The 13,874-nt window shown below is 68.0% G+C and carries 13 protein-coding genes; 3 read left to right on the plus strand and 10 right to left on the minus strand.

Going from position 1 to position 13,874, the window contains the following annotated elements; translation table 11 throughout:
* Window positions 1-22 precede the first annotated feature (22 nt).
* The 10 genes from QM569_RS11020 to rpsB all read right to left on the minus strand — a co-directional run bounded on the left by QM569_RS11020 (window position 23) and on the right by rpsB (window position 10,219).
* Window positions 23-550 carry an OmpH family outer membrane protein gene (locus tag QM569_RS11020; protein WP_414987277.1) on the minus strand — a complete coding sequence of 176 codons (528 nt, stop codon included), beginning with the start codon at window positions 548-550 and terminating at the stop codon, window positions 23-25.
* Window positions 550-2,847 (minus strand): outer membrane protein assembly factor BamA, encoded by a 2,298-nt coding sequence (gene bamA, locus QM569_RS11025; protein ID WP_414987278.1) that lies wholly within the window; start codon window positions 2,845-2,847, stop codon window positions 550-552. Before bamA ends, QM569_RS11020 begins: the two co-directional genes overlap by 1 nt.
* 30 nt (window positions 2,848-2,877) lie before the next feature.
* The gene (gene rseP / locus QM569_RS11030) at window positions 2,878-4,254 is read right to left on the minus strand and encodes an RIP metalloprotease RseP (RefSeq protein WP_414987279.1); all 1,377 of its coding nucleotides are present in this window, start codon (window positions 4,252-4,254) and stop codon (window positions 2,878-2,880) included.
* A 19-nt stretch (window positions 4,255-4,273) separates the two neighbouring features.
* Complete coding sequence (gene ispC / locus QM569_RS11035; RefSeq protein ID WP_414987280.1) at window positions 4,274-5,455, minus strand: 1-deoxy-D-xylulose-5-phosphate reductoisomerase; 1,182 nt, start codon at window positions 5,453-5,455, stop codon at window positions 4,274-4,276.
* Entirely contained in the window at window positions 5,452-6,312 is an 861-nt protein-coding gene (locus tag QM569_RS11040; protein WP_414987281.1) for a phosphatidate cytidylyltransferase, read from the minus strand. The genes ispC and QM569_RS11040 overlap by 4 nt, the downstream gene beginning before the upstream one ends.
* A 12-nt stretch (window positions 6,313-6,324) precedes the next feature.
* Window positions 6,325-7,056: a polyprenyl diphosphate synthase gene (gene uppS, locus QM569_RS11045; protein WP_414987282.1), complete on the minus strand. Its 732-nt coding sequence runs from the start codon at window positions 7,054-7,056 to the stop codon at window positions 6,325-6,327.
* 8 nt (window positions 7,057-7,064) lie between these two features.
* A complete protein-coding gene (frr, locus tag QM569_RS11050) occupies window positions 7,065-7,631 on the minus strand; it encodes a ribosome recycling factor (protein WP_414987283.1) in 567 nt (188 codons plus the stop codon).
* 10 nt (window positions 7,632-7,641) lie between these two features.
* The gene (gene pyrH, locus QM569_RS11055) at window positions 7,642-8,364 is read right to left on the minus strand and encodes a UMP kinase (protein ID WP_414987284.1); all 723 of its coding nucleotides are present in this window, start codon (window positions 8,362-8,364) and stop codon (window positions 7,642-7,644) included.
* A 59-nt stretch (window positions 8,365-8,423) separates the two neighbouring features.
* Window positions 8,424-9,353, minus strand: a complete 930-nt coding sequence (gene tsf / locus QM569_RS11060; RefSeq protein ID WP_414987285.1) for a translation elongation factor Ts — start codon at window positions 9,351-9,353, stop codon at window positions 8,424-8,426.
* 113 nt (window positions 9,354-9,466) lie between these two features.
* Window positions 9,467-10,219 (minus strand): 30S ribosomal protein S2, encoded by a 753-nt coding sequence (gene rpsB / locus QM569_RS11065; RefSeq protein WP_414987286.1) that lies wholly within the window; start codon window positions 10,217-10,219, stop codon window positions 9,467-9,469.
* 154 nt (window positions 10,220-10,373) lie between these two features.
* Between rpsB and QM569_RS11070 the strand changes: the two genes are divergently transcribed.
* The 3 genes from QM569_RS11070 to QM569_RS11080 all read left to right on the plus strand — a co-directional run.
* Window positions 10,374-11,708 carry an amidase gene (locus QM569_RS11070; RefSeq protein ID WP_414987287.1) on the plus strand — a complete coding sequence of 445 codons (1,335 nt, stop codon included), beginning with the start codon at window positions 10,374-10,376 and terminating at the stop codon, window positions 11,706-11,708.
* A 49-nt stretch (window positions 11,709-11,757) separates the two neighbouring features.
* Window positions 11,758-12,990, plus strand: coding sequence for an FAD-dependent oxidoreductase (locus QM569_RS11075; RefSeq protein WP_414987288.1), 1,233 nt, complete (start codon window positions 11,758-11,760; stop codon window positions 12,988-12,990).
* A gap of 20 nt (window positions 12,991-13,010) precedes the next feature.
* On the plus strand, window positions 13,011-13,874 hold an 864-nt coding region (locus QM569_RS11080; protein ID WP_414987289.1), incomplete at its 3' end, for an NAD(P)H-hydrate epimerase.

Below are 13,874 nucleotides of genomic sequence, written 5' to 3' on the forward strand. Positions count from 1 at the left end.
GCCCATCCAGTGCTGCTGCGGCTTACTTGGCTGCCGCACTGGCATTGAGCGCCTTGATCACCTTGTCGGTGATGTCGTGCTTGGGGTTGATATAGACGGCCTCTTGCAGGATCACGTCGTACTTCTCGGACTCAGCCACCTGCTTGACGACCTTGTTGGCACGCTCCAGCACCTGCGAGAGTTCCTCGTTCTTGCGGGTGCTCAGGTCTTCCTGGAACTCGCGGCGCTTGCGCTGGAATTCACGGTCCTGGTCCACCAGTTGGCGCTGGCGCGCAGTGCGCTGGCTTTCGGCCATGGTGGGCGCCTCGCGCTCGAACTTCTCGCTGGCGGTCTTGAGGGAATTGCCCATCTCCACCAGGTCTTTTTCGCGCTTGGAGAACTCCTGCTCGAGCTTGGCCTGTGCAGCCTTGGCCGTGTTGGCTTCGCGGAAGATGCGGTCGGTGTTCACGAACCCGGCGCGGAAGGTTTCCTGCGCATGCACGGGGGCCGCTGCGGCGAGCGTGCCAAGGAGCAGCAGGGTCAGGGAAATGTGGCGGGAAAAGGATTTCATTAGAAGGATGTTCCGATCTGGAATTGCAGTTTTTGGATTTTATCGCCAGCGAACTTGCGCACCGGTTGCGCGAACGCCAGGCGCAGCGGGCCGAGCGGGGAAATCCAGCTCAGGCCCAGGCCCACCGACGCGCGCATGTCGTCGAAGGTGACTTTCTCGTTTTCGCCGTACACGTTGCCCACGTCCAGGAAGGTGAACATGCGCAGGGTGCGGTCGTTGCCCGCGCCGGGGAACGGCGTGATCAGCTCCGCGTTGAGGGTGACCTTCTTCGGCCCGCCGAGCGAGGCACCCGTCACGTCGCGCGGCCCCAGCGTGCCCTGGTCGAAGCCGCGCACCGAGCCCAGCCCCCCCGAGTAGAAGTTCTTGAACACCGGGAACGGCCGCCCGTTCAGCCCCTTGCCGATGCCCAGCTCGCTGTTGAACGCCAGCGTGAACTTCTTGTTCAGCGGCACGTACTGCTGGAACTGGTAGTTGGCCCGCACGTAGCGTGCATCCCCGGCCACCGACCATTCGGAGTTCAGGCGCTGGTAGCGGCCCGAATTGGGCGCCAGCGCACTGTCGCGGCCGTCGCGCGACCAGCCGATGGTCAGGGGAATGGAGGTGCTGGTATAGCCGAACTTGTCGGCATAGGCCAGGTAGGTGGCCGGGATGTTGGTGCCGGACTTGATCTTGGTCTGCTCCAGGCCGCCGCCGAAGAACACCGTGTCCGTCTCGGTGAAGGGCACGCCGAAGCGCACCGAGGTGCCGGTGGTCACGAGCTCGTAGTTGCCGCCCTGGTCCTCGTAGGGCTTGTCGGTGCGGTAGTACACGTCCAGCGTGCGCGAGATGCCCTCGGGTGTGAAGTAAGGGTTGGTGGTGCTGAACACCAGCGTGCGGCGGTACTTGCTGGTGTTGACGTCGATGCCCAGGTAGTTGCCCGAGCCGAAGATGTTCTCCTGCTTGATGCCGAACGACAGCGACATCTTTTCGGCGCTGGAGAAGCCCACGCCCATCTGCAGCGAGCCGGTGGGCTTTTCGGCCACGTTGATGACCAGGTCCACCTGGTCCGGCGAGCCGGGCACTTCCTGCGTCTCGACGTTCACTTCGGTGAAGAAGCCCAGCCGGTCCACGCGGTCGCGCGACAGGCGGATCTTCTCGCCGTCGTACCACGAGGCTTCGTACTGGCGGAATTCACGGCGGATGACTTCGTCGCGCGTGCGGTTGTTGCCGCTCACGTTGATGCGGCGCACGTAGGCGCGGCGCGAGGGCTCGGCCTGCAGGACGAAGGTGACGCGGTTGTTCTCGCGGTCGATCTCGGGCACGGCCTCGACCCGCGCGAACGCGAAGCCGAAGCGCGAGAAATACTCCGAGAACGCCTTGGTGGTTTCCGTCACCTGGTCGGCGTTGTAGGGCTCGCCCACGCGGATGCTGACCAGCGACTTGAACTCGTCCTCGCGGTCCAGGTAGTTGCCTTCCAGCTTGACGCCGGAGACCACGTAGCGCTCGCCCTCGGTGACGTTGACGGTGATGGAGATGTCCTGCTTGTCGGGCGAAATCGCCACCTGCGTGGAGTCCACACGGAACTCGAGGTAGCCGCGCTGCAGGTAGTACGAGCGCAGGGTTTCCAGGTCGGCATTGAGCTTGGCACGGGAGTAGCGGTCGCTCTTGGTGTACCAGCTCAACCATCCGCCGGTATCCTGGTCGAACAGGCCCTTGAGCGTGGATTCGCTGAAGGCCTTGTTGCCGACGATGCGCACTTCCTTGATACGGGCGGGGTCGCCCTCGGTGACGGTGAAGGTCAGGTTGACACGGTTGCGCTCGATGGGGGTCACGGTGGTGACGACCTCGGCGCCGTACAGGCTTTTGTTGATGTACTGGCGCTTGAGTTCCTGCTCGGCGCGGTCGGTCAGCGCCTTGTCGTAGGGGCGGCCTTCGGTGAGGCCCACGTCGCGCATGGCCTTCTTGAGCACGTCCTTGTCGAACTCCTTGGTGCCCGCGAAGTCCACGTCTGCGACGGTGGGGCGCTCTTCGACCACCACCACCAGCACGTTGCCGCTGGCCTCCAGGCGCACGTCCTTGAACAGGCCCAGGCCGAACAAGGCGCGGATGGCTGCCGCGCCCTTTTCATCGTTGTAGTCGTCGCCGACGCGCAGGGGCATGGATGCGAACACGGTGCCCGGCTCCACGCGCTGCAGGCCCTCCACACGGATGTCCTGCACCTTGAAGGGCTCCAGTGCCCAAGCCGCATTGGCGGCAAAAATCATGGCGGCAAGGGCCGTCGCGGTGCGAACGCCCAGGCGGTTGATGTGTTTTTTCATGGATGAAAGCTGGAGAATCGGCCAGCACAGCTAGCCAAAGAGCCGGAAGACGTACCGGGAGAAATCGTTGAACATGGCGATGGACATCATGAGCATGAGCACTGCCAGACCGCCGCGCTGCAGGCGTTCCATCCAGGCTTCGGAGACGCCGCGACCGGTCACACCTTCCCAAAGATAATACATCAGGTGCCCCCCATCCAGGACGGGCACGGGCAGCAGGTTGAGCACGCCCAGGCTCACGCTGATGAGGGCCAGGAAGATGAGGTACTGGGTCAGGCCCATGCTGGCCGAACGGCCCGCGTAGTCGGCAATCGTCAGCGGGCCGCTGAGGTTCTTGAGCGAGGCTTCGCCGATGAGCATGCGGCCCATCATGCGCAGCGTCAGCGCCGACACGTCCCAGGTCTTGACCACGCCGCCCCAGGCGCCTTCCAGCAGGCCGTACTCCACGGTGACGAACGCGGGTGGAGCGCCCACGTAGGCGCCGATGCGGCCTACCGTGGCGCCTTGCTCCGCCAGGGCATCGGGCAGCACGTCCAGATTCAGCACCTGCCCCGAGCGCTCGATGCGCCAGGGCTGGGCCAGCGGCTCGCCGCCCCGCACGGACTGGCGGATCAGTTCGCGCAGCTGCTGCCCGTCCACCACGTCCTGCGCGCCGATGCGCAGCACTACATCGCCTTCGTGCAGGCCAGCACGGGCTGCGGCGCTGCCTTCCATGACCTGGCCCAGCACCGGTCGCGTCCAGGGGCCCAGGATGCCGACCTTGCGGAACAGCTGGGCATCGGCTTCGCGGGTGTCGATGCCGGACATGTCGAGCACAACCTCCCGGTGCGCGGCTCCCGGCTGGGGCTGCAGGGAAAGCCGCACGTTCACGCCCTCCAGCGCGCCGCGCGTGAGCAGCCAGCGCAGGTCTTCAAACGAGCGCACGGGCTCCATATCGTCCGCACCCAGCGCCGCCTGCTCCACCAGTTCGCCGCCGCGCAGGCCCGCGCCCTGGGCGACGGAGCCCGCCACCGGACTGGCGAGCACCGCGCGAGGCTCTTGCACCCCGTTCCAGTTCACGATGGAGTACAGCAGCACCGCCAGCAGCAGGTTGGCAACGGGGCCCGCCGCCACGATGGCAGCGCGCGAGCGCAGCGGCTGGGTGTTGAAGGCCAGGTGCCGCTCCTCGGGGGCCACGGGGGCCTCGCGCTCGTCCAGCATCTTCACGTAGCCGCCCAGGGGGAACGCGCCCACCACGAACTCGGTGGACGAGCCCTTGGGCTGCCAGCGCAGCAGCGGTTTGCCAAAGCCCACCGAGAAGCGCAGCACCTTCACCCCGCAGGCCACGGCCACGCGGTAGTGGCCGTACTCATGCACGGCGATCAAGAGGCCCAGGGCGACGATGAAGGCGGCAATGGTGAGCAGCATGAACCTCTCTCCTGGAAACTCAGGCCGCCATGCGGCCCGCGGCATGCTCGGCCGCGTGGCGCGCCTGGGCGTCCAGGTGCAGCAGGGCTTCGAGCGAATCCGGCTTGGAGGGCGACACCGCGTCCAAAGTTGCAAGATTCACGGCATGGATGCGGTCGAAGCGCAGCCGTCCCGACAGGAAGGCGCCCACCGCCACTTCGTTGGCGGCGTTCAGCACGGCGGTCGTGCCCTCGGCCGCCTTCAGCGCGTGCCAGGACAGGTGCAGGCCGGGGAAGCGGGTGGCGTCCGCGTCCTCGAAGGTGAGCGCTGCCAGGGCCGCGAAATCGAGCTTGCTGGCGCCGCTGGCGATGCGCTCGGGCCAGGCCAGGCCGCAGGCGATGGGCACGCGCATGTCAGGCGTTCCCAACTGCGCCAGGATGGATGCGTCCTTGAACTGCACCATCGAATGGATGATCTGCTGCGGGTGGATGACCACCTTGATCTGGTCCGGGTGCAGGTCGAACAGCCAGCGCGCCTCGATCACTTCGAGCGCCTTGTTCATCATGGTGGCCGAGTCCACCGAGATCTTGCGGCCCATGGCGAAGTTGGGGTGCGCGCAGGCCTGGTCGGGCGTGATCTGCGACAGCGTGGCCGGGTCGCGCTGGCGGAACGGCCCGCCGGACGCGGTGAGCAAAATGCTGTCCACCCGCTCCGGCCAGGTGGCGGGGTCTTCGGGCAGGCACTGGAAGATGGCCGAGTGCTCGCTGTCGATGGGCAGCAGCGTGGCCCCGCCCTGCTTGACCGCCTGCATGAACAGCGCGCCGCCCACGACCAGCGCCTCCTTGTTGGCCAGCAGCAGGCGCTTGCCCGCACGCGCCGCCGCCAGGCAAGGCGCCAGGCCCGCCGCCCCGACGATGGCGGCCATGACGGCGTCCACTTCATCGTGCGACGCTATTGTTTCAATAGCTTCTGGCGCTTGGAGGACAAGCGTTGGAAGGCGATTTGACTCTAATTTTTCTGCCAGCAACCGCGCATGGGGCGCGCTTGCCATAACGGCGTAGCGGGGGCGGAAGTGCGCGCACTGCGCCAGCATCAAGTCCACCTGGGTCGCGGCACTGAGCGCGAAGACCTCGAACCGGTCAGGGTGGCGGGCCACCACGTCCAGCGTATTGGTGCCGATGGAACCCGTGGAGCCCAGCACCGTGATGCGTTGTTTCTTCATCGTGTCGTTATCGTCAGGCTGGTGAGCATCAGCGCCAGGGGCAGCGTAGGCAGCAAGGCATCCACGCGGTCCAGCACGCCGCCATGGCCCGGCAACAGGTTGCTGCTGTCCTTGACGCCCGCGCTGCGCTTGATGAGCGACTCCACCAGGTCGCCCGCCACGCTCATCGCCACCATGAACAGCACCGCGATCACCAGCAGCCACCAGCCCTGCTGCGCCATGCGGCTGTAGAAGCTGGGCACCGCCGCCTGCCAATGCGCGTCGGCGGCCACCCACACGAAGGCCATCACCACCACGCCTGCGAGTCCGCCCCACACGCCCTCCCAGCTCTTGCCGGGGCTGATGCCGGGCGCGAGCTTGTTCTGGGTAAAGCGCAGGCCAAAGGCCCGGCCCGCGAAGTACGCGAAGATGTCGGCCACCCACACCAGCACCAGCACTGACAGCAGGAAGTTGATGCCCACGTTGCGCGCGTGCACCACGGCCAGCCACGCCAGCCACAGGGCCAGCACGCCCGCCACCAGCCGCACGGCGGCAGGAATGCGCGGCCAGCCCGGCACGCCCGCGCGCAGCAGCCATGCAGCCGCCAGCACCCACAGGCCGCCCCCGGCAATCCAGAGCGCGGGCATCGGCTGATGCACCCAGCCCAGCGCCCACGACGCGCCGCACAGCGCGACGCAGACGGCCCCCACGGCCACGGAGCCCGCCTGGCCGAAGCCGCTCAAGCGCCCCCATTCCCAGGCGCCAGCGGCCATGAGCACCAGCACGACCCCGGTGAAAGGTGTGGTACTGGAATAAAAAAGCGCGGGCAGCAGAATGGCCAGCAGGACGAGGGCGGTGATGACGCGCTGTTGGAGCATGGTGCCCTTCTTTCAGCCCTGCATCGGAGCAGGATGCGCGGACGATATTTGTTCGGAAGTCTTGCCAAAGCGGCGTTCGCGCGCGCCGAATGCCGCTATCGCCTCGTCCAGCGCGGCTTCGTCGAAGTCCGGCCACAGCCGGTCGCTGAAGACGAACTCGGAGTAGGCGGACTGCCACAGCAAAAAGTTGCTGACACGCATCTCGCCCCCGGTGCGGATCACGAGGTCCGGGTCCGGCACATGGGCCAGGGCCATTGCGCCGTTCAGGCTGGATTCGGTAATGGGCTCTCCACGCGCCGCCAGCTTGGCTGCGGCCTGGGCGATGTCCCAGCGGCCACCGTAGTTGAAGCAGACATTGAGCACAAGGCGCGAGTTGCCCGCCGTGGCGGCCTCGGCCTGGGCCAGACCCTCACGCACCTTGGGCGACAGGCCCGCGCGCTCGCCCACGAAATACAGGCGCACGCCGTCCTTCTGAAGTTGCGGCACTTCGCGCGCCAAGGCCAGGGCCAGCAGTTCCATGAGGCCGGAGACTTCGTCCGCCGGACGGTTCCAATTTTCGGACGAAAAGGCAAAGACCGTCAGCACCGCCACGCCGCGCTGCGCACAGGCGCGCGCGCAGCGGCGCAGCGAGTCGACCCCTTGCTTGTGGCCCGCCAGGCGCGGCAGGAAGCGGCGCGTGGCCCAGCGACCGTTGCCATCCATGACGATGGCGATGTGGTGCGGCACCACCGGTGATACAGACATGGGCAGGCTTACACCGCCATGATTTCCTGCTCTTTGCCCGCCACCAGCGCATCGATCTCGGCGATGTGCTTGTCGGTGAACTTCTGCACCTCGGTCTCGGCGCGCTTCTGGTCGTCCTCGGACGCGAGCTTGTCCTTGACCAGTTTCTTGACGGCTTCGTTGGCATCGCGGCGCAGGTTGCGCACGGCGATCTTGGCGCCCTCGCCCTCGGTGCGGGCCAGCTTGGTCATCTCCTTGCGGCGCTCCTCGCTCATGGGCGGCATGGGCACGCGGATCAGGTCGCCCATGCTGGCGGGGTTCAGGCCCAGGTCGCTTTCGCGGATGGCTTTTTCGATCTTGGCACCCATGCCCTTTTCCCAGGGCTGCACGCTGATGGTGCGCGAGTCGATCAGCGCGACGTTGGCCACTTGCGACAGCGGCACCATGGAGCCGTAGTACTCGACCTGCACCACGTCGAGCAGCGCGGGATTGGCGCGGCCCGTGCGGATCTTGCCCAGGTTGTTCTTGAACGCCGCGATGGACTGGTCCATCTTGGTCTCGGCAGTCTTCTTGATGTCGGCAATCGTCGTCGTCATTTTTTGCTCCTCAGGCGTAAACGAGTGTTCCTTCGTCCTCGCCCATCACCACGCGCTGGAGCGCGCCGTGCTTGAAGATGGAGAACACCTTGATGGGCAGCTTCTGGTCGCGGCACAGCGCGAAGGCGGTCGCGTCCATGATGCCCAGGTTGCGCGACATGGCCTCGTCGAAGCTCAGCTTGGCGTAGCGTGTGGCCGTGGGGTCCTTTTGGGGGTCGGCAGTATAAACGCCGTCCACCTTGGTGGCCTTGAGCACCACCTCGGCGCCAATCTCGGCGCCGCGCAGCGCGGCGGCTGTGTCGGTGGTGAAGAAGGGGTTGCCCGTGCCCGCCGCGAAGACGACGACCTTGCCTTCTTCGAGGTACTGCAGCGCCTTGGGGCGCACGTAAGGCTCCACCACCTGCTCGATGCCGATGGCCGACATGACGCGGGCCGTGAGCCCCTGCTTGTTCATCGCATCGGCCAGGGCCAGCGCGTTCATCACGGTGGCCAGCATGCCCATGTAGTCGGCGGTGGCGCGGTCCATGCCGACCGAGCCGCCCGCCACGCCACGGAAGATGTTGCCCCCGCCGATCACCACCGCCACCTGCACGCCCAGGCGCGTGACCTCGGCGATCTCTTCCACCATGCGGACGATGGTGGCGCGGTTGATACCGAAGGCGTCCTCGCCCATCAGCGCCTCACCAGACAGCTTGAGCAGGATGCGCTTGTGGGCTGGTGCAGCGTGGGTCATGGGCGTTTTCTCCAAAGGCAATTTGGCGGTGAAAGTGAAAGGGGCTTGCTAACCGACTATCAGGCGGCGGCGGCCTTGGCGGCAGCCACCTGGGCAGCCACTTCGGCGGCGAAGTCGTCGGCCTTCTTCTCGATGCCTTCGCCCACCACGTACAGGGTGAAGCCCTTCACGGTGGTGTTGGCAGCCTTGAGCATGGCGGCCACGGTCTGCTTGCCGTCGGCCGCCTTCACGAAGACCTGGTCGGCCAGCGAGACTTCCTTCAGGTACTTCTGCACGGCGCCGTCGATGCGCTTGGCGGTGATCTCGGCGCTTTGCGCGGGCTTGCCTGCGGCCACCAGTTCCTTGTTGGCTTCGTCGGCCTTGCCTTCGGCAACCGAGCGCTCCTTGGCGATCAGGTCGGCGGGCACGTCGGCGCTGGTCAGGGCCACGGGCTTCATGGCGGCCACATGCATGGCCACGTCCTTGGCGGCAGTGGCGTCGCCTTCGTATTCCACGACCACGCCGATGCGCGAGCCATGCAGGTACGAAGCCAGGTTGGCGCCGTCAAAGCGCTTGAAGCGGCGGAACGACATGTTCTCGCCGATCTTGCCGATCAGCCCCTTGCGCACGTCTTCCAGCGTGGGGCCGAAGCTGTCTTGGCTATAGGCCAGCTTGCCCAGCGCCTCGATGTCGGCGGGGTTGTGCTCGGCCACCAGTTTGGCGGCGGCGTTGGCCATGGCGATGAAGCTGTCGTTCTTGGAGACGAAGTCGGTCTCGCTGTTCACTTCGATCAGCGCACCCACGTTGCCGTTGATAAAGCTGGCGACCACGCCTTCGGCCGTCACGCGCGAAGCAGCCTTGCCCGCCTTGGTGCCCAGCTTGACGCGCAGCAGTTCCTCGGCCTTGGCCATGTCGCCGCCGGCCTCGGTCAGGGCCTTCTTGCATTCCATCATGGGGGCGTCGGTCTTGGCGCGCAGTTCAGCGACCATGCTTGCGGTAATTGCAGCCATCTTGTGTTCTCCGTATTCAGTCAATTCAGTTCGTTACAGGGTGCGGGCTAAAAAAAAGGGGGCATCAGAGGCCCCGCTTTTTCTTGCGCGACGTGATCGCGCAGCCGGGTCGGTCAGGCAGCGGATTCTTCCACTTCCACGAATTCGTCGGCGCTCTCGGCGGATGCGGCCTTGACCACTTCGTTCACCGCGTTGGCGCGGCCTTCGATGATCGCGTCGGCGATGCCGCGGGCGTACAGCGTGACAGCCTTGGCCGAGTCATCGTTGCCGGGGATCACGTAGTCGATACCTTCGGGCGAGTGGTTGGTGTCCACCACGCCGATCAGCGGAATGCCCAGCTTCTTGGCTTCGGCCACGGCGATCTTGTGGAAGCCCACGTCGATGATGAAGATGGCGTCGGGCAGCGCGGTCATGTCCTGGATGCCGCCGATGTCCTTTTCGAGCTTCTCGATCTCGCGGGTGAACGTGAGCTGTTCCTTCTTGCTCAGGCTGTCGAGACCGGCTTCTTGCTGGGCCTTCATGTCCTTCAGGCGCTTGATGGAAGTCTTGACGGTCTTGAAGTTCGTCAGCATGCCGCCCAGCCAGCGCTGGTCCACGAAGGGCACGCCAGCGCGCTGCGCTTCGGTGGCCAGAATCTCGCGGGCCTGGCGCTTGGTGCCGACCATCAGGATGGTGCCGCGGTTGGCCGCCAGTTGCTTGGCGAACTTTTGTGCTTCCTGGAACAGCGGCAGCGACTTTTCCAGGTTGATGATGTGGATCTTGTTGCGATGGCCGAAGATGTAGGGGGCCATCTTGGGGTTCCAGAAGCGGGTTTGGTGGCCGAAGTGGACACCGGCTTCCAGCATTTCGCGCATGGTGACGGACATGAAAAATACTCCGAAGGTTGGGTCTAAAATCCAGCCCACATAACCGCAGCGCGGGCTGCGGCACCTTGACAGGGCTGGTTTGCGATTGATTTGCCAAGCCGCCGACCATAAGCCAGCGCTGCTCCCAGCAAAACCCAAGGATTCTAGCATACCCATGCTTGCCGACCTGACCGCCACCCGCGCCTGTTTGGCGGGCGGCACCACCACCGCGCCCGCCGAGCTGGAGCGCTGCATCGCCGCCGTAGAGGCCCCCGCCAACGCCCACGCCTTCCTGCGCACCACGTTCGACGCGGCCCGCGCCACGGCGGCAAAGCCCGGTGTCGGTCGCCTTCCGCTGGCCGGGCTGGCCGTTTCCGTCAAGGACCTGTTCGACATCGCCGGGCAGCCCACCCCGGCGGGCGCTGCCGTGCTGGCCGACGCACCGCCCGCCCGCGCGGACTGCCCCGCCGTGGCCCGGTTGCGCGCCGCAGGCGCGGCGATCGTGGGGCGCACCAACATGGTGGAGTTCGCGTTCTCGGGCGTGGGCGTCAACCCGCACCACGGCACGCCCGCCGCCTGGGACGCGCGCTTTGGCGCCCTGCCCGGCGCGCCCCGGGTGCCGGGCGGCTCCTCATCCGGCGCGGGCGTGTCCGTCGCCACGGGTGCGGCCTTCATCGGCCTGGGGTCGGACACGGGCGGCTCGATCCGCATCCCGGCGGCGCTCAACGGCATCGTGGGCTTCAAGAACACGGCGCGGCTGGTACCCACGGATGGCGCCGTGCCGCTGTCCCCCACGCTCGACACTGCCTGCGCCCTGATCCGCAGCGTGCGCGACGCCATCGTGGCGCACGAAGTGCTGGCCGCCCGGCGCGTGACGCGCAGCCTGGCGCCGCTGTCGCAGTACCGCCTGGCCGTGCCATCGACGCTGTTTCTCGACGGCATGGACGCCGCCGTGGCCCGCGCCTTCGAGCGCACCCTGGGCACGCTGCGCGCTGCGGGCGCCACCATAGACACCATCGCCCTGCCCGCCGTGCAAGACCAGCCCGCCTACGGCTTCGCCGCGCCCGAAAGCTACGCCTGGCACCGCGAGCTGCTGCAGCGCGCGGGCGACCGCTACGACCCCCGGGTGCGCGCCCGCATCGAGAAAGGCGCCGCGCTGATGGCCTGGGAATACATCCACCTGCAGCACGAGCGCCAGCGCTGGATCGCCCGCATGCACGCCAGCATCGACGGCTACGACGCGCTGCTGTCCCCCACCGTGCCCATCGTGGCGCCGCCCATCGCCGACGTGGCGCCGGGGGCGGAACGCGACGAGGAATTCTTCCGCGTCAACACCCTGCTGCTGCGCAACACCAGCGCCATCAACCTGCTGGACGGCTGCGCGCTGTCCCTGCCCTGCCATGTGCAGGGGGAACTCCCCGCCGGGCTCATGGTCTGGCACGGGGCGCTGATGGACGACACGGTGCTCAACGTGGGCCTGCAGATCGAGCAGATACTACAAAAACAATAGCTGCTCGCGCTTGTCCAGCAAGCGCCAGAGGCCAAAAACACTTAAAACCATGAAGATAGCCATCGTGGGCGCCGGCATCGTCGGCGTCACCACTGCGTACGAGTTGGCCGCCGACGGCCACCAAGTCACCGTGTTCGACCAGCGCAGCGCCGCCGCCGAGGAGGCCAGCTTTGCCACGGCGGGCCTGCTGGCGCCCCACCTGCTCAACCCCTGGGCCGTGCCCGGCTTCGGCCAGGCGCTGCGGCTCACCGGCGCGGATGCCACGCTGCGGCTGGCGGGCGGCCTCTCGCGCGCACACCTCGCCTGGCTGTGGCGCTGGCGCGGCCAGGCGCGGCGCCTGAGCGCACCCGCCGCCGCGCTGGAACGCCTGGCGCAGTACAGCCAGACCCGCCTGCACGCCATCGCCGCGCGGCATGAACTCGACTTCGAGGCCAGCGAAGGCCGCCTGGTGCTGCTGCGCACAGAACAAGACGGCGCCGCGCTGCAGCCCGCACTGCAGGTGCTGCGCGATGCCGGTGTGGCCCTGCGCGAGATAGACGCCGACACCGCGCGCCAGATCGAACCCGGCCTCTCGCCCGAGGCGCCGCTGGCGGGCGCCATCCACCTGCCCGGCGCGGGCGCGGGCAACTGCCGCCTGTTCGCCCAGCATCTGCGCCAGGGCATGCAGGGCGCGGGGGTGGACTTCGCGTTCAACACCCGCATCGACCGCATCAGCACCCAGCCCGTGGGCCTGGCGGTGCAGGGCGACGCCGATCTGCGCCGCTTCGACGCCGTCGTGCTGTGCGCGGGCATGGCCAGCGCCGCGCTGCTGCCGCCCCTGGGCCTGCGCCTGCCCATGGCCGCCGTGCAGGGCTACTCCGTCAGCGCCCCGCTGCGCGAGGACACGCACGCGCCGCGCGCCAGCGTGGTGGACGCGGCGCAGCAGATCAGCATTGCCCGCCTGGGCCAGCGCGTGCGCATCGCGGGCGGCGCCGACCTGGCGGGCGCCGACGCGCGGCACCACGCCCCCACGCTGCAGCGGCTGTACCGCACGCTCAACGACTGGTTTCCGGGCGGGGCGCAGCTCTCGTCCGGCGTGCAGGTGTGGCGCGGCGCGCGCACCCTGCTGCCCGACGGCGCGCCCGTGCTGGGCGCCAGCGGCCTGCCGGGCCTGTGGCTCAACACCGGCCACGGCGCGGGCGGCTGGGCGCTGGCCTGCGGCTGCGCAAGGGCCGTGGCCGATTTGATGGCAGGCCGCGAACCCGAAGTGCCCCTCGCCGACCTAGGCTTGCGCGACTTCTGACCGGCGCACAATGCGGCGCCATGCACCGCATCGCGCACCACCAGCCCCATCCGCTGTTCGACACCGCCACCACGCGCCGCATCGAGCGCGCCGCGCAAGCCGCCCTGCCCCCGCACACGCTGATGCAGCGCGCGGGCCTGGCCGTGGCCCGGCTGGCCCAGGCGATTGCGCCGCATGCGCGCATGGTGTGGATCGCCTGCGGCCCGGGCAACAACGGCGGCGATGGGCTGGAAGCCGCCATTCATCTGCGCCGCGCGGGCCGCGACGTGGCGGTGACCTGGCTGGGCCAGCCCGAGCGCTCACCGGCGGACGCGCTCGCGTCCTGGCGGCGCGCCCAGGCCGCAGGCGTGCGGTGGTCAGACGGCCCGCCCGCCAACCTGACGGCATCAGACCTGTGCATCGACGCCCTGCTGGGCATTGGCGCCACGCCCCGACCGCCCGATGACCGCCTGCGGGCCTGCCTGCACGCACTGCGGCGCAGCCCCGCCCCGGTGCTGGCCGTGGATCTGCCCAGCGGGCTGAACGCCGATACGGGCCAGTACGCCGAGGGCTTCGCTCCCGATACGGAATCCGCATCGCCGCGCCACACCCTGGCCCTGCTGACCCTCAAACCCGGCCTGTTCACCGCCACCGGGCGCGATGCGGCGGGCACCGTGTGGCTGGACGGCCTGGGGGTGGACACCGCCGACGCGCCGCCCACGGCCTGGCTGTCCGGCCCCGCCCCTGCCACGCCGCGCGCCCACGCCAGCCACAAGGGCAGCTACGGCGACGTGGCCGTGGTGGGCGGCGAGGGCCTGGCCGAGCGCGGCATGGGCATGGGCGGCGCGGCGCTGCTGGCGGCATCCGCGGCGCTGCACGGCGGCGCGGGCCGGGTGCAGGTGGCC

It is taken from the genome of Acidovorax sp. (assembly GCF_047607405.1).
Taxonomy (GTDB): domain Bacteria; phylum Pseudomonadota; class Gammaproteobacteria; order Burkholderiales; family Burkholderiaceae_C; genus Acidovorax.